The 22,157-nt window shown below is 73.8% G+C and carries 18 protein-coding genes and 1 pseudogene; 13 read left to right on the forward strand and 6 right to left on the reverse strand.

All coding sequences use genetic code 11. The annotated features are described in order from the left end of the window. Positions 1-123 precede the first annotated feature (123 nt). From pruA to PUR56_RS10390, 3 genes are all read left to right on the forward strand, one after another. Positions 124-1,752 carry an L-glutamate gamma-semialdehyde dehydrogenase gene (pruA, locus tag PUR56_RS10380; RefSeq protein WP_329876313.1) on the forward strand — a complete coding sequence of 543 codons (1,629 nt, stop codon included), beginning with the start codon at positions 124-126 and terminating at the stop codon, positions 1,750-1,752. 133 nt (positions 1,753-1,885) lie between these two features. Beyond that, positions 1,886-2,815 (forward strand): proline dehydrogenase family protein, encoded by a 930-nt coding sequence (locus PUR56_RS10385; protein ID WP_329876311.1) that lies wholly within the window; start codon positions 1,886-1,888, stop codon positions 2,813-2,815. Between the two features lie 288 nt (positions 2,816-3,103). Next, positions 3,104-3,799, forward strand: a complete 696-nt coding sequence (locus PUR56_RS10390) for an RraA family protein (protein WP_443034470.1) — start codon at positions 3,104-3,106, stop codon at positions 3,797-3,799. 129 nt (positions 3,800-3,928) lie between these two features. Here PUR56_RS10390 and PUR56_RS10395 read toward each other — a convergent pair whose 3' ends face one another. Beyond that, entirely contained in the window at positions 3,929-5,188 is a 1,260-nt protein-coding gene (locus PUR56_RS10395; protein ID WP_329948694.1) for a TerD family protein, read from the reverse strand. A 193-nt stretch (positions 5,189-5,381) separates the two neighbouring features. Continuing rightward, positions 5,382-6,839, reverse strand: a complete 1,458-nt coding sequence (locus PUR56_RS10400) for a hypothetical protein (protein ID WP_329948651.1) — start codon at positions 6,837-6,839, stop codon at positions 5,382-5,384. A 407-nt stretch (positions 6,840-7,246) separates the two neighbouring features. Here PUR56_RS10400 and PUR56_RS10405 point away from each other — a divergent pair, with 407 nt between their 5' ends. Further along, a complete protein-coding gene (locus PUR56_RS10405; RefSeq protein ID WP_329876308.1) occupies positions 7,247-7,747 on the forward strand; it encodes an SsgA family sporulation/cell division regulator in 501 nt (166 codons plus the stop codon). On the opposite strand, the gene PUR56_RS10410 is transcribed toward PUR56_RS10405, so the two are convergent. Beyond that, complete coding sequence (locus PUR56_RS10410) at positions 7,699-9,435, reverse strand: GAF domain-containing protein (RefSeq protein ID WP_329948652.1); 1,737 nt, start codon at positions 9,433-9,435, stop codon at positions 7,699-7,701. The genes PUR56_RS10405 and PUR56_RS10410 overlap by 49 nt on opposite strands. Before the next feature lie 666 nt (positions 9,436-10,101). Here PUR56_RS10410 and PUR56_RS10415 point away from each other — a divergent pair. The 4 genes from PUR56_RS10415 (at position 10,102) to PUR56_RS10430 (ending at position 13,484) form a co-directional block, all read left to right on the forward strand. Further along, positions 10,102-10,797, forward strand: coding sequence for a phosphatase PAP2 family protein (locus PUR56_RS10415; RefSeq protein WP_329948695.1), 696 nt, complete (start codon positions 10,102-10,104; stop codon positions 10,795-10,797). Between the two features lie 153 nt (positions 10,798-10,950). Then, complete coding sequence (locus PUR56_RS10420; protein ID WP_329876304.1) at positions 10,951-11,463, forward strand: pyridoxamine 5'-phosphate oxidase family protein; 513 nt, start codon at positions 10,951-10,953, stop codon at positions 11,461-11,463. Between the two features lie 204 nt (positions 11,464-11,667). Further along, a complete protein-coding gene (locus PUR56_RS10425; RefSeq protein WP_329948653.1) occupies positions 11,668-12,789 on the forward strand; it encodes a TIGR03364 family FAD-dependent oxidoreductase in 1,122 nt (373 codons plus the stop codon). Positions 12,790-12,800: 11 nt separating this feature from the next. Further along, positions 12,801-13,484 (forward strand): phosphonatase-like hydrolase, encoded by a 684-nt coding sequence (locus tag PUR56_RS10430; RefSeq protein WP_329948654.1) that lies wholly within the window; start codon positions 12,801-12,803, stop codon positions 13,482-13,484. A 219-nt stretch (positions 13,485-13,703) separates the two neighbouring features. On the opposite strand, the gene PUR56_RS10435 is transcribed toward PUR56_RS10430, so the two are convergent. Further along, on the reverse strand, positions 13,704-14,399 hold the full coding sequence (locus tag PUR56_RS10435) for an HAD family hydrolase (RefSeq protein ID WP_329948655.1): 696 nt from the start codon (positions 14,397-14,399) through the stop codon (positions 13,704-13,706). A 551-nt stretch (positions 14,400-14,950) separates the two neighbouring features. Here PUR56_RS10435 and PUR56_RS10440 point away from each other — a divergent pair. Both PUR56_RS10440 and PUR56_RS10445 read left to right on the forward strand, forming a co-directional pair. Further along, positions 14,951-16,411 (forward strand): sulfatase family protein, encoded by a 1,461-nt coding sequence (locus PUR56_RS10440; protein WP_329948656.1) that lies wholly within the window; start codon positions 14,951-14,953, stop codon positions 16,409-16,411. Between the two features lie 169 nt (positions 16,412-16,580). Then, a complete protein-coding gene (locus PUR56_RS10445; protein WP_443034471.1) occupies positions 16,581-17,489 on the forward strand; it encodes a formylglycine-generating enzyme family protein in 909 nt (302 codons plus the stop codon). A gap of 93 nt (positions 17,490-17,582) precedes the next feature. Here the strand turns inward: PUR56_RS10445 and PUR56_RS10450 are convergent, their stop codons facing one another. Further along, entirely contained in the window at positions 17,583-18,014 is a 432-nt protein-coding gene (locus PUR56_RS10450) for a hypothetical protein (RefSeq protein ID WP_329876294.1), read from the reverse strand. Positions 18,015-18,763: 749 nt separating this feature from the next. Between PUR56_RS10450 and PUR56_RS10455 the strand changes: the two are divergent. The 3 genes and pseudogenes from PUR56_RS10455 to PUR56_RS10465 all read left to right on the forward strand — a co-directional run. Further along, positions 18,764-19,231: pseudogene (locus PUR56_RS10455) on the forward strand (ice-binding family protein); the annotation flags it as partial. An 873-nt stretch (positions 19,232-20,104) separates the two neighbouring features. Beyond that, entirely contained in the window at positions 20,105-20,473 is a 369-nt protein-coding gene (locus PUR56_RS10460; protein WP_329948699.1) for a hypothetical protein, read from the forward strand. Positions 20,474-20,718: 245 nt separating this feature from the next. Continuing rightward, positions 20,719-20,907, forward strand: coding sequence for an RICIN domain-containing protein (locus tag PUR56_RS10465; RefSeq protein ID WP_329948657.1), 189 nt, complete (start codon positions 20,719-20,721; stop codon positions 20,905-20,907). 163 nt (positions 20,908-21,070) lie between these two features. On the opposite strand, the gene PUR56_RS10470 is transcribed toward PUR56_RS10465, so the two are convergent. Further along, positions 21,071-22,063 carry an AraC family transcriptional regulator gene (locus tag PUR56_RS10470; protein WP_329948658.1) on the reverse strand — a complete coding sequence of 331 codons (993 nt, stop codon included), beginning with the start codon at positions 22,061-22,063 and terminating at the stop codon, positions 21,071-21,073. Between the last annotated feature and the right edge of the window lie 94 nt (positions 22,064-22,157).

Below are 22,157 nucleotides of genomic sequence, written 5' to 3' on the forward strand. Positions count from 1 at the left end.
GTGCGAATGATTTTAGCCGCCCGGCCAATCAAGCGGGCCCCGGTGCGGGAATAGCGTTCGTCCTGTGGCCGTCGTGCGACCCGCGCCGGCATCCCCGCAAGACATGAAGGAGAGCGTGCGCTCATGGATGCTGTGACCCAGGTCCCCGCGCCGGTGAACGAGCCGGTCCACAGCTACGCCCCGGGCAGCCCCGAACGGGCCCGTCTGGAGGCCAAGCTGAAGGAGCTGGGCGGCCAGGAGCCGGTCCAGCTGACCATGACGATCAACGGTGAGCGCCGCATGGGCGCCGGCGCCGAGATCCACGTCGTCCAGCCGCACAACCACGCGGCGAGGCTCGGTACCCTGCGCAACGCCACCCAGGCGGACGCGCAGGACGCCGTCGATGCTGCCCTGGCCGCTGCCCCGGCCTGGCAGGCGCTCTCCTTCGACTCCCGCGCCGCGATCTTCCTGCGGGCCGCCGACCTGCTGGCCGGCCCCTGGCGCGAGACCCTGGCCGCCGCCACCATGCTCGGCCAGTCCAAGACCGCCCAGCAGGCCGAGATCGACACCCCCTGCGAGCTGGTCGACTTCCTGCGCTTCAACGTGCACTTCGCCCGGCAGATCATGGCCGAGCAGCCGATCTCCTCGGACGGCGTGTGGAACCGCAGCGACCACCGCCCGCTGGAGGGCTTCGTCTACGCGATCACCCCGTTCAACTTCACCGCCATCGCCGGCAACCTGCCGACCGCGCCGGCGCTGATGGGCAACGTGGTGCTCTGGAAGCCGTCGCCGACCCAGCAGTTCTCCGCGCACCTGCTGATGCAGCTGCTGGAGGCGGCGGGCCTGCCCAAGGGCGTCATCAACATGGTGACCGGCGACGGCCTGGCCGTCTCCGAGGTCGCGCTGAAGCACCCGGCGCTGGCCGGCATCCACTTCACCGGCTCCACCGCCACCTTCCAGCACCTGTGGCGCGAGGTCGGCACCAACATCTCCGGCTACCGCACCTACCCGCGGATCGTCGGCGAGACCGGCGGCAAGGACTTCCTGGTCGCCCACCCGTCCGCCGACAAGGCCGTCCTGAAGACCGCGATGACCCGCGGCGCCTTCGAGTTCCAGGGCCAGAAGTGTTCGGCGCTCTCGCGCGCCTACGTCCCGGCGTCCATCTGGGCCGAGCTGAAGGACGAGTTCCGCGACGAGGTCGACGGCCTCACCATGGGCGACGTCAGCGACCTGTCGAACTTCATGTCCGCCGTCATCGACGACCGGGCGTTCGCCAAGAACAAGGCCGCGATCGACCGCGCCCAGGCCGACCCGCAGGTCGAGGTGCTGGCCGGTGGCACGTACGACGACAGCGTCGGCTACTTCGTCCGCCCGACCGTCCTGGTCTGCCAGGACCCGGCGAGCGAGTACTTCCGTGACGAGTACTTCGGCCCGGTCCTCGCCGTGCACGTCTACGAGGACGACCGGTACGACGAGATGCTGACCCAGATGGAGTCGGTGTCGGACTACGCCCTGACCGGCGCGATCATCTCCCAGGACCGCGAGGCCGTCCAGCACGCGATGCTCAAGCTGCGCAACGCGGCCGGCAACTTCTACATCAACGACAAGCCGACCGGCGCGGTCGTCGGCCAGCAGCCGTTCGGCGGCGCCCGCGCCTCGGGCACCAACGACAAGGCCGGCGCCAAGCAGAACCTGGCCCGCTGGACCTCGACCCGTTCGGTCAAGGAGACCTTCGTCCCGCCGACGGACTACCGCTACCCGCACATGGGCTGAACGTCCTCCCCCCGGGACCTTGTCCCCTGACGCCCGGTCCCGCAACCGGGCGTCCCTCGGGCGGCGGACCCCACCCCCCGGTCCGCCGCCCGCCTTTCTGCCACCCTTAGAAGCACCAGTTCCAGGAGTCACGATGCTCCGTTCCGCCCTCCTCGCGGCCTCCCGTTCCCCGCAGGTCCGCACCGTCGTCGAGAAGTTCCCGCCGACCCACGCGATAGTCGAGCGCTTCGTCGCCGGCGAGGCCCTCGACGACGCCGTCACCGCCTGCGACGACCTGGTCGCCACCGGCCGCAAGGTCACCCTGGACCACCTCGGCGAGGACACCCAGGACGCGGCCCAGGCCGCCGGTACCGCCGAGGCCTACGAGCACCTGCTCGCGGCCCTCAAGGACACCGGCCTGGCCGCCGGCGCCGAGGTCTCGGTCAAGCTCTCGGCCGTCGGCCAGTTCCTCCCGGTGGACGGCGAGAAGATCGCGCTGGAGAACGCCCGCCGCATCTGCGAGGCCGCCGCCGACGCGGGCACCACGGTGACCCTCGACATGGAGGACCACACCACCACCGACTCCACCCTGTCGATCGCGCGCGAGCTGCGCGCCGACTACCCGTGGCTCGGCGTCGTCCTCCAGGCCTACCTGCGCCGCACCGAGGCCGACTGCCGCGAGTTCTCCGGCGCCGGCTCCCGGGTCCGCCTCTGCAAGGGCGCCTACAAGGAGCCCGAGTCGGTCGCCTTCCAGGGCAAGCACGAGGTCGACCTCGCGTACGTCCGCGCGCTCAAGGTCCTGATGGCCGGCGAGGGCTACCCGATGATCGCCTCGCACGACCCCAACATGATCAAGATCGCCGGCCAGCTGGCCCAGTGGAACGGCCGCAAGCGGGACTCGTTCGAGTACCAGATGCTCTTCGGCATCCGCCCCGAGGAGCAGCTGCGCCTCGCCGGCGAGGGCAACACCATGCGTGTGTACCTCCCGTACGGGCAGGAATGGTACGGGTACTTCATGCGCCGCCTCGCGGAGCGCCCGGCCAACCTGACGTTCTTCCTGCGTGCCATGGCGACCCGCGGCTGACGACCGCCGTCGAGGACACGGCCCGTACCCCCGATGCGCGGAGGGGTGCGGGCCGTTCTCGTCGTCCGGGGCCGGAGCTCGGAGGAAGTCCTCCTGCGACAGGGAACCCGTGATCGGTTGCTCGTGCACCACAGCACTCGTGATGCCCCTCCTTCGGATGCGCGTCACGCCAATGGCGGGTCGGGGGAGTTGCGCCGTGCGCGACGGTCTTTCACCCGATGGTGGGAGACCGGCTGCGGCGTAGGATCCTCCCGCTGGTGAACTGGGCTGCGGGAAGAAGGAGTTGGCATGGTGATGAAGCGGTTCGCGGAACTGTCGACGCCGTTGGTGGCGGACGCGTGCGTGCGGCTCGGCGTCGAGGTGCGGGTGGCGCCCGCCGGGGTGGTCGCGGTGGCCCCGGGGAGCCGCGTCGCCGGGCGGGTGCTGCCGGTGCGGCACTACGGCAGCGTCGACGTCTTCCTGGAGGCGTACGGCTCCGCGGAGTCCGGGGACGTGCTGGTGATCGACAACGGCGGGCGGGTCGACGAGGCGTGCGTCGGTGACCTCGCGGTGCTGGAGGCGCGGGCCGCCGGGGTGGCCGGGCTGGTGGTGTGGGGGCTGCACCGGGACACACCGGAGCTGCTGGAGATCGGGCTTCCGGTGTTCAGCTACGGCAGCCTGCCGCTCGGGCCGGTCCGGGTGGACGACCGGGAGCCGGAGGCGCTGACCACGGCCCGCTTCGGCCCGCACCTGGTGAGCGCCGGGGACGTGGTGTTCGCGGACGCGGACGGCGCGCTGTTCGTCCCGGGCCCGCGGGTGGACGAGGTACTGGAGACCGCCGCCGGGATCGCCCGCACCGAGCGCGTCCAGGCGGAGCGGATCCGTTCGGGCGACACGCTGCGCCGGCAGACCGCGTTCGACCAGTACCTGGAGCGCCGTGCCCGGGAGCCGGAGTACACCTTCCGCCGGCACCTCCGGCAGGTGGGCGGGGCGATCGAGGAGTAGCCGCCCCGAGGGCGCGAACGGGTTGACGCGGCAGGGAGCCGACGGGCCCGGCTGCTCCTGTTCGCGGGAGCGGCCGGGCCCTCGGTGGTGCCGGTGCCGATGCCGGTGCCGGTGCGGGTGCGGGTGCGGTCAGAGCATCGAGGCGGCGGGCTTGACCATCGCCCGGGCGGTCTTGGCGTCGACGTACTCGCCGATCGCGGTCATCACCCACTCGCCCGAGAACTGGCGGACCAGCTTGCACATCACCACGCCGGTGCGGGGCTCGGACTGGGTGAGGTCGAAGCGGACCAGCTCCTGGTTGGAGGACGCGTCGACCAGACGGCAGTAGGCGTTCTTGACGTCGGTGAACTTCTGCCCGGAGAAGGAGTTCACGACGAACACCAGGCCGCACACCTCCGGCGGCAGGCCGTTGAGGTGGACGGTGATCGACTCGTCGTCGCCGCCTCCCTCGCCGGTCAGGTTGTCGCCGGAGTGGACGATGGAGCCGTTGAAGATGCCCAGCTTCATGAACCAGGCGGTGTCCAGCTTCTCGCGCTTCGCGTCGAAGGCGATGCAGGACGCGTCGAGGTCGATGTTGCGGCCGCGGCCCGCGGGCTCCCAGCCGAGGCCCATCCGGATGGAGGAGAGGAAGGGCTTGCCGTTCTTCTCCAGGGAGACCGAGCCGCCCTTGGTGAGGCTGACCCGGCCCTTGTCCAGGGTGACCTTGGTGAGGGACGGTGCAGCCGGGGGCGCCGGGGGCACGGGCGGGGCGCCCTGCGGCATCGGCGGGGCGGAGGCCATCGCGACCCGGGGGTCGACGGGCGTCTGGACCGTCTGGGCCGTCGGCGCGGCGGGGGCCGGCGCGGCGGGCGGGGCGACCGGGGCTGCGGCGGGGGCCGTGGCGGCCGGGGCGGCCGGCTCCTCGACGCTGACGCCGAAGTCGGTGGCGATGCCCGCCAGGCCGTCGGCGTAGCCCTGGCCGACCGCGCGGACCTTCCAGGCGCCGTTGCGCTGGTAGACCTCGACCACGATCAGCGCGGTCTCCCGGCCGAGCGGCGGCGGGGTGAAGGTGACCAGCACCTCGCCCGTGGCGCTGTCCCGGACGGTGGCGGTCGGCTCGATGCCCGCGAAGGTCGCGCCGGACTCGTCCGGGCTGGCGGTCACCACGATCTTGGTGATGCCGGCCGGGACGGCGGTGGTGTCGATGGCGATGGCGTCCGGGCCGCCGGCGGAAGCCGGACGGTGGGTCACGCCGGGCCCGTTCGGGGCGTTGTAGAAGACGAAGTCGGCGTCCGAGCGGACCTTACCGTCATCGGTCAACAGCAGGCCCGAGACGTCCAGCGCCTTGGGTGCGGTGACCTCGACGGTCACCCGCGCGGTGGTCAGCGGGGCGTTTCCGCCTTGGGTCAGGACCGTGGACACGAACTCCTCCTGGGATGCGGTGGTGCGGGGCCGGCCCCGTGGGACGGGACGGCTGTGCCGACTGGCGACCACAGTAACGAACGAGGTGGCCGAGATGAGCCCGAAAGGGAGCCGACCCGTCCGGTGGCCGGACGGTCCTCCGGCGGGCGACCCGGTGGTCGGGCCGGGGCAGCGGGCCAGGTCAGCGGGCCGGTGCGGTCGCGTGGGCCCGGGGGCGCGGTACGGCGGACGCGGAGGGTCCGGCGGGGGCGCCGGGTGCGTCCGTCGGGGGTGCGAAGGTGCCGAGGGCGGCGACCGCGCGGGGGTGCTGGATGCCGAAGGCCGCGGCGCTCCAGGTCTCCGGCGCGGTGGCCGGGCGCGGGGCGGCACTCGGCGCGGGCGCTGCGGAGGGGGCCGTCGGCGCGGGTCCCGCGCCCGGTGCCGCGGTGGCCGCGGTGGAGCGGCTGCCGAGGACGCCGAAGACGTACCGGCCGGGGCGGACGTCGGTGCCGGGCGGCGTGGTGAAGCGGTAGACGAGTGCGCCGCGTTCGTGGTGGGTGGTGGTCACGGCGCCCGCCAGGTCGGTCCAGGCGGTGCCGGAACCGGGCGCCAGGGTGCCGGGGGCGAGCCGGAACTCGGTCTGCAGCGCGGTGAGAGGCTCGGTGACGGTCAGGGCGAGCAGGTGCCGGGTGCCGTCGCGGCCGAGGGACTGGACCAGGGCGGCGCCGGTGAGCGCCCGGTCGGTGTGGTCGGTGTCGTCGGTGTCGCCGGTTTTGGTGCCGCTCTCGGTCCCGGCGGTCGGGTTCTCGTTGCCGGTCTCCCTGCCTCCGGTCTCCTCGGAGGTCAGGCCGCCCGGGCCCGGGGGCGCGACGGGCGGGCGGGGCGCGGCGCCGCCCGGCGACGGGACGAGCGGCCGCGGAACGGAGGGCGCGGGGGCCGACGGTGACGGTCCGGACGGTGACGTGCCGTCGGCGGGCTCTCCGGCGGGGGGCCGCTCGGCGGCCGGGTACCCGTCGGCCTGCGGTCCGTCGGTGCCCGCCGGGTCGGCGCCGGGCTGCCGGCCGTCGGCGGCCCTCGGGCCGGGTCTCGGATCGCCGTCCAGGGCCTCGTTGCCGCCGGGCCCGTTCCCGCCGAGTGCCTGGGCGGAGGGTTCGCCGGTGAGGCCGTGCGAGGTGGCCGGGCCGCGCGAGGCGGCCGGGCCTTCGGCGAGCGGCCGGCCGGACGCGGAACTCCCGGGGCGCGGCGCGCCCGACGCGAACGGGCCGGGGGAGTGCGTCCCCGCGGCCGGTCCCGGCACGCCGGTTCCGCCGGCCTGCGGAGGGACGGCCGGTGCGCGGCCCGCGGGCCCGGTGGCGGTCGGGTCGGAGGAGGGCCCGTTGGCGTCGGGGGAGACCGGACTGGGCGGCCCGCTGGATCCGACCCGGGCGACCCCGGCGCGCCGGCCCACGCCCTGCTGCTCGTTGAGCAGGAAGGTGGTGGCGATGCTGATGCCGACCACGGTGGACATCGCCATCGCGGCACCGGAGAACCGCAGCGTGGGCAGCCGGAGGCGCCCGCCGAACGGCTTCGGCCGACCGTGCCGACCGTTCCGGCCGTGGCGTTCGCGGTGTCGGTCGTGCGGGTACGCCGCGTCCTGACCGGCGTCCTCGGACAGAGTCACCGGGCCCCCTCCCTCCCCTGAAGTCGCCGTTGCGGTCGTCGCATTCTCCCACGTACCGACGGCGGCGCCGGTGCTGCCGGACCGGGCGGACGGCCGCCTGGCCGGCCGGTCCGGCGAGGTCTCGTCCGGGGCTGCGCGTGCGGGGTCCACCGGTGACTCGCGCGCGGGCGCGCGCCGGCAGGGGGACGAGCGTACCAGCGGGCGGCCCGGGGGTGGCCAGCCCTCGGACGGAACCGATCCGATCCGTGGACAACCCTTCGGATAGCGGAAGTTGACGGTCCGTCTGACAGGATCGGTAAGGATCTGCCCGGTCGGGCAGGGATTATTGCAACCTCCTTGCAACCCTTGCCGCCCGGTGACCAGTGGCGCAGGCTGATGCCATCCCACGCCGTCCCGGAGAGATCGTCATGCCGCCCGACCCGCTGTCAGCACCCTCCAGTGCCCCTCTCGCCGCTACCCCCACGGGCGGCGATGAGGCAGGCTCCACCGCCGCTCCGGCGGCGGTGGAGGAGGTGCTGACCCTGCGGATCTCGTTGGGCGAGGAGGTGGTCGGCGAGGTCCGCACGCGGTTCCGGTTCGACGCCGACCGCCCGTACGAGGTGCTGCTGACGTTCCACCTGGGCCGGCCGGACGAGGCCGACTGGGTGTTCTCGCGTGAACTTCTGCGCGACGGCCTGCGCTCGTTGAGCGGTCAGGGCGACGTCAAGCTGTGGCCGGCGTACTGTCCGTGCCACGGCTCGACGTTGCACCTGGCGCTGGAATCGCCGCACGGCAGCGCCCTGCTGGAGGTCTCCAAACCGAAGGTCCGGGCCTGGCTGGACCGCACGTACGCGCTGGTCTCGGAGGAGGCGGAGCGCGCCTACGGGCCGACCGACGCCCAGCTGTCCGAGCTGCTGACGGGCGGCTGAGGCCGGACGGGCCGTGGGCCCGGAGGCTGGGCGCGCGAGGGTTGCGGGCCGGCGGGCGACGGCGGGGGCAGGTGTGCGCCCGGGAGCTGCGAGCGGACCGGCTGCGTGCCGACGGGCTGCGCGGAGGCGGGCTGTACGGAAACGATCTGCACGGAGACGGGTTGTCCGGAGACGGGCTGCGCGTTCCGGTGGTGTGCGCGGGGTCGGGACGGGTGTGCGGGCAGGGCTCGTGGCACGGCCGCGTCGCCGGGGCCGCGCGGGCCCGGTAACGGCGGGGGGCCGGGGAGCCGGGCCGTGCCGTCGGCCAACCCCGTCCGGAGCCGGCGTACGGCCGGTGCCGACGAGCTCGGCAGCAGGTCGTACGGGTCCTCCGGGCCGAGCACGCTGACCAGCACCGACTCGGCGAACCGGTACGGCCGGTGGGCCAGCAGGCCGCCCAGGTAGCGGCGGAGCCGGGACAGTTCGGCCCGGACCGTCACCGTCCGGGCCGGGTCGCCGAACAGGCCGTCGGCCAGCTGGGCCGCGGTGTGGCCGTCCCGCTCGGTGGCGAGCAGGAGGAGCAGTTCGGCGTGGCGCGGGCTGAGCCCGTGGGACCAGCTGCCGGCGGCGCCGTGCACCGAGAGCTCGGCGCGGTCCGGCCGGCGCAGGTCGAGCCGGAGCCGGGCGCCCTCGGCCTGCTCGGCGAGCAGCCCCTCGTCGGGCCGGCCGTCCGGACCGCCGGTCGCGGTCGGGTCGTCGTCCTGGGGGCGGACCGGGCGGACCAGCCAGCCGTCGGCCAGCGGCTCGATCACGCACTCACCCAGGCTCGGCAGCCAGTGCACGGCCGCCGAGCCCCAGCCGCCGGCGGGCAGCCGCAGCCGCGCGGGCGGGGGGAATCCGGCGGCGGCGGCGGTCCAGCCGGCGGCGTCCACGACCAGGGCCGGACCGTTCACCCGGGCCAGCAGCGGGGCCGCCAGGGTGCGCAGGTGGTGCAGTGACTCCAGCCGCCGGGCGCGCAGCTCGGTCTCGGCCAGTCTGGCGGCGGTGGCGGTCAGTTGCAGGAGGTACGGGCGGACCGTGTGGGCCGGTCCGCTCAGGTTGATCGCACCGATCAGCCGCCCGGTTCCCGGGTCGTGGACGGGCGCGGCGACGCAGGTCCAGGAGTGGTGGCTGCGGAGGTAGTGCTCGGCGGAGTGGACGTGCATCGGGCGCTGCGCGCGGAGCGCGGCGGCGATGCCGTTGGTGCCGACGCTCTCCTCGACCCAGCGGGCGCCGGTGAGGAAGCCGATCCGGTCGGCGCTGCGGCGCAGGCCGCGTTCGCCCTCCTGCCAGAGGATGTGGCCGTCGGCGTCGGCGATGGCCAGGATCAGCGGCGCCTGGCCGACCGGTTCGAGCAGCGTGTCGCGCAGGACCGGGAGCACCGGGTCGAGGCCGCTGGTGCGGCGGCGGTGTTCGATTTCGGCGGGGCCGAGGTGGACGGCGGCGGCGCCGGAGTCCGGGTCGAGGCCGAGCCGGCGCAGGCGGGCCCAGGAGTCGCCGATCTCGGGACGGGGTTCGAGGCGCGACTGGTCGTCGTCGGGGGCGGCGTCCCGGGCGGCGCTGCGGGCGGCGGCCTCGGCGAGGGCGCGCTCGTGGACCTTGGCCAGCTCCGCAGCGGTCTGCGGAGTTCGACGTTCGGGTCGTCGGGTCTGCCGTCCGGTCTGCCGCACTCCGTTTGCTCCTCGCCGCCGTTCGAGGGCGCGCCGGGTTGACGCGTTGACGAAAGAGTACGGGCGCTGCCGGTTCCTGGGGATGGGGTCTGCCAAGTCGGAATACCACGGGGTATGAGAGTGAACATGCCAATGAGTGATGACCGCCGGGCGTCGGGTCCGGTGTGGCTGCGGGGGCGGGTGGTGCGTGGCCGGAGGCGGGTTGGGGCGAGGCGGGCGGGCGGCCTTCCGGGGCGCGGTCCCGTGCCGGGTCGCGGTGTCGTGCCGGGTGGTGGGGCGGGGGTGCGGCGGGTCCGGCGCGGGCCGGGATCGGGGCTGCGGCGGGGCGCCGCGGGCCGGAGTGGGGCGGAGTCGCGGCGGGTGGCGGACCGGTCGCGGCGGTCGTGACGGATGCGCGTCGGGCGCACGGAGGCGCGTCGGGGGCGCATGTCCGGATGCCGGTCACGGGGCCGCCGCCGGAGCGTCCGGAGGCGGCGAGCGCGGCGGGGCCGGCCGCCGACCTGCGAGGCCGCCCGAGGAGGGCCCGCCGGGCGTGCCCGGAATCGATCGGTATCCGGTGGCGACCACTGTTCTGGTAGTAGTTGTCTCCATGCTCCCGTTTGTTCTCGAAGTGTTCCGCCCCGGAAGGGCCCGCCGGTGACCGTCCTGCTGCCGACGGCGGCGGCCGTGACCGTCCCCGCCCCCGCGCCCGCGTCGTACGCGGCCGGTCCGCAGGCCGCCTACGACGGCAGCGGCGTCGACGGCGGCCTGTACACCCGGGTGGTCGGCTGGGCCGACGCCGCGCCGCACTGGCTGGACCGGCTGGTCGCGCTCTGGTCCGCGCTCGGCCTGGCGCTCTTCGCGCTGCTCATGCTCGCCGCGTGGTGGCGTGCGCGGGGGGCCGGGTCCGTGGTGATAGCGCGGGTACTCGCCTCGCCGCTGATCGTGGTCGTCGCGTACGCGGTGAACTCGGTGTTCAAGGGAGTGGTGGAGGAGGTCCGGCCCTGCGCCCAGCTCGGGGTGCGCGACACCCTGGAGACCTGCCCCGGACCCGGCGACTGGTCGTTCCCGAGCAACCACACGGTGGTCGCGTTCGCCGCCGCCGCCGCGCTCTGGTTCGCCGACCGGTGGATCGGGTGGATCGCCGGGGTCGCCGCCGTCCTGATGGGTGCCTCCCGGGTGTGGGTGGGCGTGCACTACCCGCACGACGTGCTGGCCGGTGCGGTGGTCGGCGTACTGGTGGCGCTTCCGCTCGCGTCGGTGGCGGGCCGGGCCGCGCCGCTGGTCGACCGCGTGCGGAGCGGTCCGCTGCGCCCGCTCCTCGGCGCCGGGCTGCCCGCGCCGGCCGGTGGCCGACCGCCGGCGACGATGCGGCGGGGCTGAGCGGGACGGGTGCCGTCCGACCCTTGTGTGACCGGGGTGGCGGGGAGAGCATGTGAGCCGGGCGTGGGGCCCCTGTGGACGCGGCGCCCGCCCGGCTCAGTCGTGCCCGGGCGCCACGGGCGCCGGGCGTGCCAGTGGAGGGAAGTGCTGCCCATGCCGTACGGACTCGACATCACCCAGGGGGACTGGCCGGCCGAGGAGCTCGGCAAGGGGGTCGAGGGGCTGCTGGCCGAGGCGATGGTGCTCACGCTCGCGACCGCCGGCCACGAGCACGGCCCGCACGCCAACCTCGCCTTCTTCGCGTACGACGAGGACCTCGTCCTCTACTTCGTCAGCGAGCGTGCCACCCGGCACAGCCACCACCTGGCCGAGGAGGCCCGGGCGGCGGCGACCGTCTTCCTGCCGCCGCCGGTCTTCGGCGAGCAACTGCGCGGCCTCCAGCTGACCGGCAGCGCGGGGGAGGCGTGGGGGCGGCAGGCCGAGTCGGCGCTGGCCGCCTACCAGGGTCGGTACCCCGCCTTCGCGCAGGACGCGGAGATCCGGCGGCAGTTCCTCACCGGGGGCGGTGCGGCGGCGCTGTACCGGTTCCAGGTGGAGGAGCTGACGGCGGTGGACGAGCCGAAGTTCGGCCGGCGGAACTATCTGCGGGCGACGGTGCGACGGTAGCGGGGTTCCCGGCGCGGGGCACCGGGGGGAGCTGCCGGGGCGGGGCCGGGCGGGGTTCGGGGCGGGTGCCCCGGGCCTCGCGCCCCGGCCTCGGGCCCGAGTCGCGACCCTCGCCCCAGGTTGGCTGTACAACTTTTCGGTCGGTTCATCTGCGGGCCGCCGCTCCGACGCCCCTCGGTCACCTGGCGGCACCACCCTGGCCGCATGAGAGTCATCGTCGTAGGAGCAGGCGTGCTCGGCACCATGCACGCCTGGCACGCCGTGGAACGCGGCCACGAGGTCGTCCACCTGGAGCGGGAGACCGAGGCGCGTGGCGCCTCGGTGCGCAACTTCGGCCTGGTCTGGGTCAGCGGCCGGGCCCAGGGTGAGGAACTGGACACCGCGCTGCGTGCCCGCGAGCTCTGGGAGCGGATCGGCGGCCAGGTGCCCGACCTCGGCTTCCGGGCCAACGGCTCGCTCACCGCGATCCGCACCGAGGCCGAACTCGCCGTCGCCGAGCAGGCGTTGACCCTTCCGGACGCCGCGGCGCGCGGCTACCGGCTGCTCGACGCGGCACAGGCCCGGGCCGCCAACCCGGCCCTGCGCGGCAAGCTGCTCGGCGCCCTGCAGTGCGACCGGGACGCCGCCGTCGAGCCGCGCACCGCCCAGCCCGCGCTGCGCGCCGCCCTGCTGGCCACCGGCCGGTACACCTTCCTGCCCGGGCGCGAGGTCCGCGACGTCATCGGCGAGAACGCCGTCCGCGACGACCACGGCGACACCCACACCGGCGACCTCGTCGTGCTCTGCACCGGCGCCTGGCTGGGCGGTCTGGTCCGCGAGCTCGCCCCCGAACTGCCCGTCCGCAAGGTGCGGTTGCAGATGATGCAGACCGACCCGCTGGGTGAACCGCTCACCACCTCCGTCGCCGACGGCGACTCCTTCCGCTACTACCCCGCCTTCGCCGGCGGTGCGCTGGAGCACCTCAAGGCCGTTCAGCCGCAGCCGCCGGTCGCCGCCGAGCACAAGATGCAGCTGCTGATGGTGCAGCGCCGGGACGGCGGTCTGACCATCGGCGACACCCACGAGTACGACCAGCCGTTCGGCTTCGACGTGGTCGAGGACCCGTACGACCACCTGGTCGGCGTGGCCGAGGAACTGCTCGGCCGCCCGCTGCCCCGGGTCCGGCGCCGCTGGGCCGGGGTGTACGCGCAGTGCGTCGACACCACCCGGGTCGTTCACCGCGAGCGCGTCCGCGACGGCGTCTGGCTGGTCACCGGCCCGGGCGGCCGGGGCATGACCTGCTCGCCCGCCATCGCCGAAACCACCGCCGAACTCGCCAACCTGTAAGAGGAACTGAAATGTCGTACGACATCCGCCTGGTCGTCCTGGACATGGCCGGCACCACCGTGGCCGACGACGGCCTCGTCGAGCGGGCCTTCCAGGCCGCCGCCGGCACCCTCGGCGTCGAGGCCGGCAGCCCCGACCACGCCCGCATGCTGGAGCACGTCCGCGCCACCATGGGCGAGTCCAAGATCTCCGTCTTCCGGCACCTGTTCGGCGAGGAGGAGAAGGCCCAGCGGGCGAACACCGCTTTCGAGGCCGCCTACCACGACCTGGTCGACGCCGGTCACTGCGCGGCACTGCCCGGCGCGGCCGAGGCGATCGCCGAACTCCGCGGCCAGGGGCGGACGGTGGTCCTCACCACCGGCTTCTCCCGGGCCACCCAGGACCGCATCCTCACCGCGCTCGGCTGGCAGTCGATCGCCGACCTCACGCTCTGCCCCGCCGAGGCGGGCCGAGGCCGCCCGTACCCCGACCTCGCGCTCACCGCGCTGCTGCGCACCGGGACCGAGTCCGTGCGGCAGATCGCGGTGGCCGGCGACACCGGCTACGACATGCTGACCGGCGCGCGCGCCGGGGCGTCCGTGGTGGCCGGGGTGCTCACCGGCGCCCACGGCGAGGAGCGGCTGCGGGCCGACGGGGCGACGCACGTGCTGACGTCCGTCGTCGAACTGCCGGGGCTGCTCGGTCCGGTGGGCTGACCCCGTGCCGGGCGGGTGCGGCGGAGGGCGCGCCCGCCCGGTCGGCCGCCCGGTACCCCGCTCCGGTGTGGGCCGAGCGCGGTGCCGGGCGGTCCGCCGACGGCCGCGAGGGGGGGTGGGGGCGGCCGGTCGGCCGTACGCGCGTGGGCCGGGGCCGGGGGGCTGCACCGGTCGGGCGCCGGTCGGGGGCCGCTGCCCGGGCCGGCCGCCGCGCGACGGCTATCCGGCGGCGAGCAGGGCGGGGAGTTCCCGCATGTCGTCGAAGACGACGGTCCCGGGGCCCGCCAGCCGGTCGGCGGCGGTGAGACCCCCGGCGTAGCCGAAGGCGCGCATGCCGGCGGCGCGGGCGGCCCGGACGCCGGGCTCGCTGTCCTCGACGACGGCGCAGGCGGACGGCGGCACGCCCATCCGCTGCGCCGCGTACAGGAAGAGGTCGGGGGCCGGCTTGCCGCGGGCGACCTCGGTGGCGCTGAAGATCCGGCCGGCGAAGCGGTGGTGGAGCCCGGTGCGGCCGAGGGTGTGCGCCATCTTCTCGTGCGAACCGCTGGAGGCGACGCAGGTCGGCAGGGTGATCGCGTCCAGCGCCTCCGGCAGGCCGTCGACGGCGGCGAGTCCGGCGTCCACCTCCTCGGCGTGCCGCCGGACGAACGCCTCCCACCACGCTCCGGCGGTCTCCTCACCGAGCCGGGCGGCGATCTGTTCGTGGATCGAGGCCTGGGAGCGGCCGATGAAGCGCTCCACCACGTCGGCCTCGGTGAGCGGCCAGCCGAGTTCGGCACCGAGCGCGGCCTGGACGCGGGCGGCGATCCGCTCGCTGTCCACAAGGACCCCGTCGCAGTCGAAGATGACGAGCCGTATCGGGTCCGGTGAGGGTGCCGACGGGAGCGCCGGTGAGGGCGCCGGTGAAGTGATCATGACCGGACAGCATAGGGGGGCGCCCGACCGCCGACGGGCCGCGCCAGGGCCGTCCGTCGGCGGGAGGGGACCGGCGGGAGGATACCGGCGGAAACATGGGTCCCGATATCCGTCATGGCGCCGCAACAATTCTCCCCGGGTATTGCCAGCGACTCCCCGCAACTCCTACAGTCGCTCGCATGGCAGCTGGCGATTTCCTGGCTGCTCGTCGGCATGTCGATTTCGGACGGCTGGCGAGCGCCCTCTGTACAGCCCACTCGGCGTGAGTCGGGCGGCGGTTCCCCGAAGGACGGACGGGAACCGGCCGACCCGCGTCGCGATTCCTCGGGGTGGCTCGCACTCGCACCGTTCGTGCAGGTAGACGAGGCGCCCCGGTTCCTTTCAGGCGGACTGCCGGCGACTCGCCGTGCCCGTGGACGCCCTCCTGGGTGCGGGTGCGGACGAGTCGCGGGCCGGAGTTCCGCTTCCCGGCACCGATTTCCGGCAATGCCGAACCGGGATTTCCCGTGAGCGGCCTTCCGGGATCACCGAAAAGCACGGAGGGAATTCGAATGAGCGATTCCACGGGAGATTCGACCGGCAATTCGACCGACGGCCCGGTCGGGGAGGGCCGGGCGCAGGCCGTCGGCCGGCGGGGGTTCCTCACGGGCGCCGCCGCCGTGGCGGCCACCGCGGCGGCCCCCGCCGCACTCCAGCTCGCCGCCGCCCGGCCCGCGGCCGCCGCCGGCGCCGCCGCCCGGCCGAACATCCTGCTGATCGTCACCGACGACCAGCCCAAGCACACCGAGTGGGCGATCCAGAAGACCGTGGACTGGATCGCCGGCCAGGGCGTCCGGTTCAGCCACGGCCACGTGAGCACACCGCTCTGCGCGCCGTCGCGCTCGTCGGTGTTCTCCGGCCGCTACGCCCACAACCACGGCGTGCGCAACAACGGTGCGTCGCACAGTCTCGACCAGAACACCACCGTGCAGCGCCACCTCCGGCAGGCCGGCTACCGCACCGGTCTCTTCGGCAAGTACCTCAACTCCTGGGCGCTGGCCGACAACCCGCCGCACTTCGAGGAGTGGGCGCTGCTCCAGCCCGCCTTCAACAACGCCAACTGGAACATCGACGGCACCGTCCAGACGCTCACCGGGTACACCACCAACATCATCAAGAACCGCACGCTGGCCTTCCTGGACAAGGCCGCCACCGACACCCGCCCCTGGTTCGCCTACGTCACCCCCTACGCCTCGCACGAACCCAACGTCCCGGCCGCCAAGTACGCCGACACGGTGGTGCCGCCGTGGAACGGCCGCCCCTCCGTGCCCGAGGCCGACCGCAGCGACAAGCCCGGCTACATCAAGAACGCCACCTCCACGCTCGCCGACGCCCAGGCGCTGCGGACCCGGCAGCTGCGCAGCCTGCTCTCGGTCGACGACGCCGTCCAGGCGATCCACGACAAGCTGGTGGCGCTCGGCCAGCTGGACAACACCCTGGTCGTCTACGTCGGTGACAACGGGTACACCTGGGCCGACCACGGCTGGCTCAAGAAGTCCGTGCCCTACTCCCCGGCCCACGAGGTGCCGTTCTACCTGTCCTGGCCGGCCGGTGGGCTCGGCGCGGGCACGGTCGACAACCGGATCGTCGCCAACATCGACATCGCCCCGACCATCCTCGACGCCGCCGGCATCACGCCCGGCACCCCGCAGGACGGCCACTCGCTGCTCGGCACCTACAGCAGGGACCACCTGCTGGTCGAGTGGTGGAAGCAGGGCACGGCGGCGGGCGGCCCGCCCACCTGGTCCTCGTACGTCGCGAAGGACCGGCAGTACACCGAGTACTACGCGCTGCACACCGACGCGAACGGCACGGTGTCCGGCACCGGAGAGGTGAAGTTCCGCGAGTACTACGATCTGGCGGCCGATCCGTACCAGCTGACGAACCTGCTGTACCAGGCGACGCCGCAGGAGGAGCAGGCGCTCGGTGTCCCGGCGCTGGCGGCGCAGCTGGCCGCCGACCGGGTCGCCTGACCGGGCCGCCCGACCGCTCGACCACCGGTGGTCGGCGCCCCGCACCCGGTCCGCCCGGTGCGGGGCGCCGGCCCCGCACCGACCACCCGGAACGAGGAACCCCGTGCCGACCACCAAGCCCTGCTGCACCCCCGGACGCGGCACGGACACCGGCGGGACCACCGCCACCGTGCTGCCGCTCGCCGACCCGCGGGCGCTGCGTGTCGCGCGGCAGCTGACCGGCCTGCCCGGCGGGCGGTTCCTGATGGGGACGGACGACCGGGAGGGCTACCCGGCCGACGGCGAGGGGCCCGTCCGGCCGGTCGAGCTGAGCCCGTTCCGGGTCGCGCCGACCACGGTGACCAACGCCGCGTTCGCGACCTTCGTGAAGGCGACCGGCCACCGCACCGAGGCGGAGACCTTCGGCTTCTCCTACGTCTTCGAGGGCTTCCTGCCCGGGGAGCTCGCCGCCTCCTCGCCCGCGGTGGCCGCCGTGCCGTGGTGGCGGGCGGTCGCCGGGGCGGCCTGGAGGTCGCCGGAGGGGCCGGGCTCCTCCGTCACGACGCGTCAGAACCACCCCGTCGTCCACGTCTCGTGGAACGACGCGCAGGCGTACTGCGCCTGGTCCGGCACCCGGCTGCCGACCGAGGCCGAGTGGGAGTACGCCGCCCGGGGCGGGCTGGAGCAGCGGCGCTACCCGTGGGGCGACGAGCTGATGCCGGGGGGACGGCACCTGTGCAACATCTGGCAGGGCGTCTTCCCGACGCTGAACACGGCGGCGGACGGTCACCGGGGTACCGCCCCGGTGACCGCGTTCCGGCCGAACGGCTTCGGGCTGTACAACACCGTCGGCAACGTCTGGGAGTGGTGCGCCGACTGGTTCAGCCCCGGCTTCCACCGCACGGGGCCGGACCACGACCCGGCCGGGCCGCCGGACGGCTCGGCGCGGGTGATGCGCGGGGGCTCCCACATGTGCCACGAGTCGTACTGCAACCGCTACCGGGTGGCGGCGCGCAGCTCGAACACGCCGGACAGTTCGGCCGGCAACATCGGATTCCGGGTGGCGGCCGACGCCGTGGACGGTGGGGTGGCCGGTTGACGGGCGCGGTGGGGGCGCTCGACGGCGGCCGAACCGCCGTGTCCTTCCGGGAGGCACGGGCCTCCCGGAAGAGGTGCCCGCGGCCTCGGCGACTCAGAGCCCGAGGATCTCGCGGATGAGGCCGAGTTTCCGTTCGGGGGAGAGGTCTTGGGGGCGGTCGGCGAGCAGCCCGTTCAGGACGGTGGGGACGTCGGAGCCCTCGGGCGCCTGGATGGCGTCGATGACCTGGCACCGTAGGCCATCGTCCCGGAGGAACACCCATACTTCCTGCTCCTTGCGAGGTTCGCCGTTCTCCCGGGGTGAGAGCCGTCCGGCCGGAAACCAGCCGAGCCCCTCCTCGGTCAGGGTGTCGGCCACCTCGTCCAGGACGTACTTGCCGAGTCTTCGGTAGCCGAGCTCCTCGCGCAGGTCGCCGAGCGTGACTCTGAGCAGGCCACCTGCGAGACGGCAGCGCTCGGCCACGGTAGCGGCGTTGCCTTCGGCCGCCGCGAGGACCCCGCCTTGCGGATACGTTGGGTCGTTCATGCCCGGGCCAACGACTCCATCCCCCGAGCGATACGTCATTTCACCAGCCTGGACGCGGCCAAGAGAAGAAACGGTACTGCCCAGGGCCGTGACGGTGACCGGCGAGGGGCCGTGGTGGCGGTCGGGTGGACGGGCTCCGCCGAGCGCGATGTCGGGCTCCGCGGGTACGGCCGAATCCGAGTGGCTCGGGCGCAGCGGAAGGCGGAGGCCCTGCCCACGACATTGAGTGCGTGGACAAACGACACGCCGGTGATGGGGGTTGGATGCCCTGTTCGCGTCGACACGTCACTCGATTGCATCTTTATTATTCTTTCCTTTTTATGTTGCTGTTGCACGGTGTGCTGAGTTGGTGACTGTGCATCACCGTCCCTGGTGGGCGCCGCTCTGCGGCTCTCCCGGGGTGGCGCCCGTGGCGCCTCGGCGCGTGCACGAGGGCTTGTGGTCCGACCAGAACTCACCATCGGCGCTCCGAAATCCTCTTTTCGGGTGACGGAGCTCAACGGCGACAAGAAAGGGTCTTGTCCTATGGCAGTCGATGCCATTCCGCCCGCCCTACCGGAGAGACGGCGCAGACGCTCCCGACTCACGGGGGCGCTCGCCCTGTTGTCCGGACTGACGCTGCTTGCCACGGCGGGCCTGATCACCAGTCCCGCGCACGCTGCGGAGGCACCGGTGATGCTGGGTACCGACGTACCGACGCCAGCTATGCGGTGCTGGGCGCATCTACGGTCACCAATACCGGTCCCAGCGTGATCAACGGGGACCTGGGCCTCAGCCCGGGCACCAGCGTGACGGGCTTTCCGCCCGGGATCGTGAACGGAGTCCAGCACGTCAACGACGCCCAGGCCGCACAGGCTCAGTCCGACCTGGTCATCGCCTACAACGACGCCGCAGGCCGGGCCCCCACGGCCAGCCTGACGTCTCCGGGCGACATCGGTGGACTCACGCTGACGCCCGGCGTCTACAAAGCGACGTCCTCACTGAACCTGACCGGGACCGTCACCCTGGACGCCCTGGGCGATCCCAGTGCCGTCTTCATCTTCCAGATCGCCTCCACCCTGATCACGGCCCCGTCGAGCGTCGTCAGCCTGGTCAACGGGGCGCAGCCCTGCAATGTGTTCTGGCAGGTGGGCAGCTCCGCCACCATCGACGTCAGCTCCTTCTTCAAGGGCAACATCCTGGCCATGACGTCGATCACCGTGAACCACGCCTCGGTGATCGAAGGCCGTGCCCTGGCGCGCACGGGGGCCGTCACGCTGGACGACAACACCATCACGAGGGCGGCCTGCACGGTCGGACCGCCCGGTCCGAGCGGTCCGGCGGGTCCGAGTGGTCCGGCGGGTCCGAGCGGGTCTGCCGGCCCCAGCGGTCCGGCCGGTCCTGCCGGTCCCGCCGGCTCGCCGGGTGCCCCCGGTCCCAACGGCGCTCCCGGTCCGGCGGGCTCTCCCGGTGCTCCGGGTGCTCCTGGTCCCAACGGCGCTCCTGGCGTGCCCGGCGTGCCCGGCGCGCCCGGCTCTCCGGGTGCTCCCGGCCCCAACGGCGCCCCGGGAGCTCCGGGTGTTCCGGGTGCTCCCGGCCCTGACGGTGCCCCCGGTGTTCCGGGTGCTCCTGGTCCCAACGGTGCTCCCGGCGTGCCCGGCACGCCCGGCTCTCCGGGTGCTCCCGGCCCCAACGGCGCCCCAGGAGCTCCGGGGGCCAACGGTTCGCCCGGTGCCAACGGGCTTCCCGGTGCCAACGGTTCGCCGGGTGCGAATGGCTCACCTGGTGCCAACGGTTCGCCCGGTGCGAATGGTTCGCCCGGTGCCAACGGGCTTCCCGGTGGCAATGGCTCGCCGGGTGCGAATGGCTCACCTGGCGCCAACGGTTCGCCCGGTGCGAATGGTTCGCCCGGTGCCAACGGGCTTCCCGGTGGCAACGGTTCGCCGGGTGCCAACGGCTCACCCGGCGCGCCAGGCCCGGCAGGCCCCGCAGGCCCCGCAGGCCCGGCAGGCCCCGCAGGGCCGTCCCAGTCTCCAAGCGGTCATGGCGGTCAGGGGCATGGTGGTCATGACCAGGGCGATCACGGGAATGGCCACGACAACCACGGCGACGTGCCGGGTGGCCCCGTCCACGGAGGCAACGTCCAGGGCGGCAACGTCCACGGCGCTCCCGTCCAGGGCGGCAACGTCCAGGGCGCTCCCGTCCAGGGCGGCAACGTCCACGGCGTTCCCGTCCAAGGCGGCAACGTGCAGGGCGCTCCCGTTCAGGCCGGTAACGTCCAGGGCGCTCCCGTTCACGGAGGCAACGCGCAGGGCGGCCCCGTCCAACACCTGAACGAGTCGGGGCAGGCGCTCGCCGCGACCGGTGCGGGCGGATCGATCGGCGTCGTGGTCGGCTCGGTGGCCGCCATCGTCCTGGGAGGCGCTCTCGTCCTCCTCGTGAGGCGAAGCGGACGGGCCGCAGCCCGCCGTCGGCACTGAGGCGCATCTCGTTGTGGGCTGAGTCGCCGATCGGATGCTTCTGTCCGGTTGGTGATCAGTGAAGCGGTAGGGGGACCGGATCGAGCCGCTGTCGCCGGCCGACCCGGTCCGCGTGCGGCGGTGGGCAGACCACCGCCGCACGTCTTTTCGGCGGGCCCGGCCGGCCCCGGAGCGCTCTGCGCGAGGACCCCGTAGCCACTCCCGTCCGGCAGACGGGAGTGGGCGGGCCGCCGGCGCGTGCGCAGATGTCGAGCCGGACGTCGCCGGTGGCCTCCGGTGTCCGCGTCGACGGCCTCGGCAGCTGGATCCAGCAGGTCCGCGCGACCGAGTGGACGACTCCGCTGGTCAACGCCAATAGCCACCAGTGCCTGGAGATCGAGGACTCGCTGACGACGGACGGCGCCGCGGCCCAGCAGTGGGTGTTCTCCCACTGACGTCGTGCAGTGACCGCGGCCGACCGGTTCCCGACCGGTCGGCCGCGACCGCGTCGTGCCGGCTTCCCCACGGCTTCCCCGCAGTCTCCAGGCCGTTTCCGGGCGGCGGGACGAGTCCGCTGCCGATCGGGCAGCGCGCGCCTGCCCGCGATCGGACGCTCCGTCACTCCGTCCCTGGTGCGGCGTCCGAGGCCGGGGACTGCCGGCGGAAGGCGCCGGGGGGAACACCGTAGGCCTCGCGGAACGCCCGGCCGAACGCCGACGCGTGGCTGAAGCCCCGCCGCGCGGCGATGACGTGCACCGGCACCCCCCGGTGCGCGGGGTCGGCCAGGTCCTGCCGCGCTCGCGCGAGCCGCTGCTGTTGCAGGAAGCTCGCGACCGTGGCTCCGTTCCCCTCTCGCTGGAACAGGCGGTGGAGATAGCTGACGGATATGTGGTGCGCGGCGGCGATCGCGCGGATGTCCAGCTGCGGGTCGTCGGCGTTGTTCCGCACGAAGGCCATGATGCGGAGCGCCAGGGTGCGTTGGCGGGTCTCCGGGGTCAGCGACCGGTCGGCGTCGAGGACACCGGCGAAGAGCGCGGCCACGAGGTCGGTCAGCACCGTGCTCAGGCGCGGGGCGTCGGCCGGCTGGTAGGAGTGGCTCTCCCTCGTCACCTGGTCGAGGAACGTGGCCAGCAGGGCTCCCATTCCGCCTCGGGCCGGGATGTTCCTTCCGACGATCCGTCGGGCGGTGCCCGGAGGCAGCGGAAGGAGGGCCTTGGGCACCTCGACCCCGATGATCTCGAACGGCTCCTGGAGTGCGCTGACGAACGGGAGCGACGTGTCGGTGGTGTGGTACTCGAACTCCTTGCGGGCGACGCTGTCCCTGCCCTGGGTGACCACTCCCGACCCGCGCTTGACCAGCGAGATGTGGAGGGCGTCGGGGTCCGACCTCCCTATCAGCTTCCGTGTGCGACGGAAGGTGAGGGGTTGGCATTCCAGGGGATAGACGGTGATCTCGCCGAGTGCGATGGTCCGCTGGTTCACCCAGAAGTCGGCAGCGTGATCGCTCCACATGTCCATGGGTGCGTGCGTCTCCGACATGAGCGCCCGCCAGCATTCGAACCGGTCGGCGGGCGGCAGGTCGGCACTACGGAACGTCCTCTCGGGCAGCATGATCACGGGTCTACACCGGCCGGGGCGGACCGCGCAAGGAAATCCCCGGGCTCCGGGCCGCTCCGCCGGCGACCGCTCCGGTGTCCGGTGCCGG

Origin of the sequence: Streptomyces sp. BE303 (assembly GCF_036290945.1) — a bacterium.
Classification (GTDB): domain Bacteria; phylum Actinomycetota; class Actinomycetes; order Streptomycetales; family Streptomycetaceae; genus Kitasatospora.

What these genes read in the sequence shown, in the direction of transcription:
- PUR56_RS10470 (WP_329948658.1), bottom strand. Translation starts at nt 22,063, where the DNA reads ATGCTGCCCGAGAGGACGTTCCGTAGTGCCGACCTGCCGCCCGCCGAC.
- PUR56_RS10405 (WP_329876308.1), top strand. Translation starts at nt 7,247, where the DNA reads ATGCCGCCCGACCCGCTGTCAGCACCCTCCAGTGCCCCTCTCGCCGCT.
- PUR56_RS10425 (WP_329948653.1), top strand. Translation starts at nt 11,668, where the DNA reads ATGAGAGTCATCGTCGTAGGAGCAGGCGTGCTCGGCACCATGCACGCC.
- pruA (WP_329876313.1), top strand. Translation starts at nt 124, where the DNA reads ATGGATGCTGTGACCCAGGTCCCCGCGCCGGTGAACGAGCCGGTCCAC.
- PUR56_RS10430 (WP_329948654.1), top strand. Translation starts at nt 12,801, where the DNA reads ATGTCGTACGACATCCGCCTGGTCGTCCTGGACATGGCCGGCACCACC.
- PUR56_RS10465 (WP_329948657.1), top strand. Translation starts at nt 20,719, where the DNA reads ATGTCGAGCCGGACGTCGCCGGTGGCCTCCGGTGTCCGCGTCGACGGC.
- PUR56_RS10435 (WP_329948655.1), bottom strand. Translation starts at nt 14,399, where the DNA reads ATGATCACTTCACCGGCGCCCTCACCGGCGCTCCCGTCGGCACCCTCA.
- PUR56_RS10390 (WP_443034470.1), top strand. Translation starts at nt 3,104, where the DNA reads ATGGTGATGAAGCGGTTCGCGGAACTGTCGACGCCGTTGGTGGCGGAC.
- PUR56_RS10440 (WP_329948656.1), top strand. Translation starts at nt 14,951, where the DNA reads ATGAGCGATTCCACGGGAGATTCGACCGGCAATTCGACCGACGGCCCG.
- PUR56_RS10450 (WP_329876294.1), bottom strand. Translation starts at nt 18,014, where the DNA reads ATGAACGACCCAACGTATCCGCAAGGCGGGGTCCTCGCGGCGGCCGAA.
- PUR56_RS10385 (WP_329876311.1), top strand. Translation starts at nt 1,886, where the DNA reads ATGCTCCGTTCCGCCCTCCTCGCGGCCTCCCGTTCCCCGCAGGTCCGC.
- PUR56_RS10420 (WP_329876304.1), top strand. Translation starts at nt 10,951, where the DNA reads ATGCCGTACGGACTCGACATCACCCAGGGGGACTGGCCGGCCGAGGAG.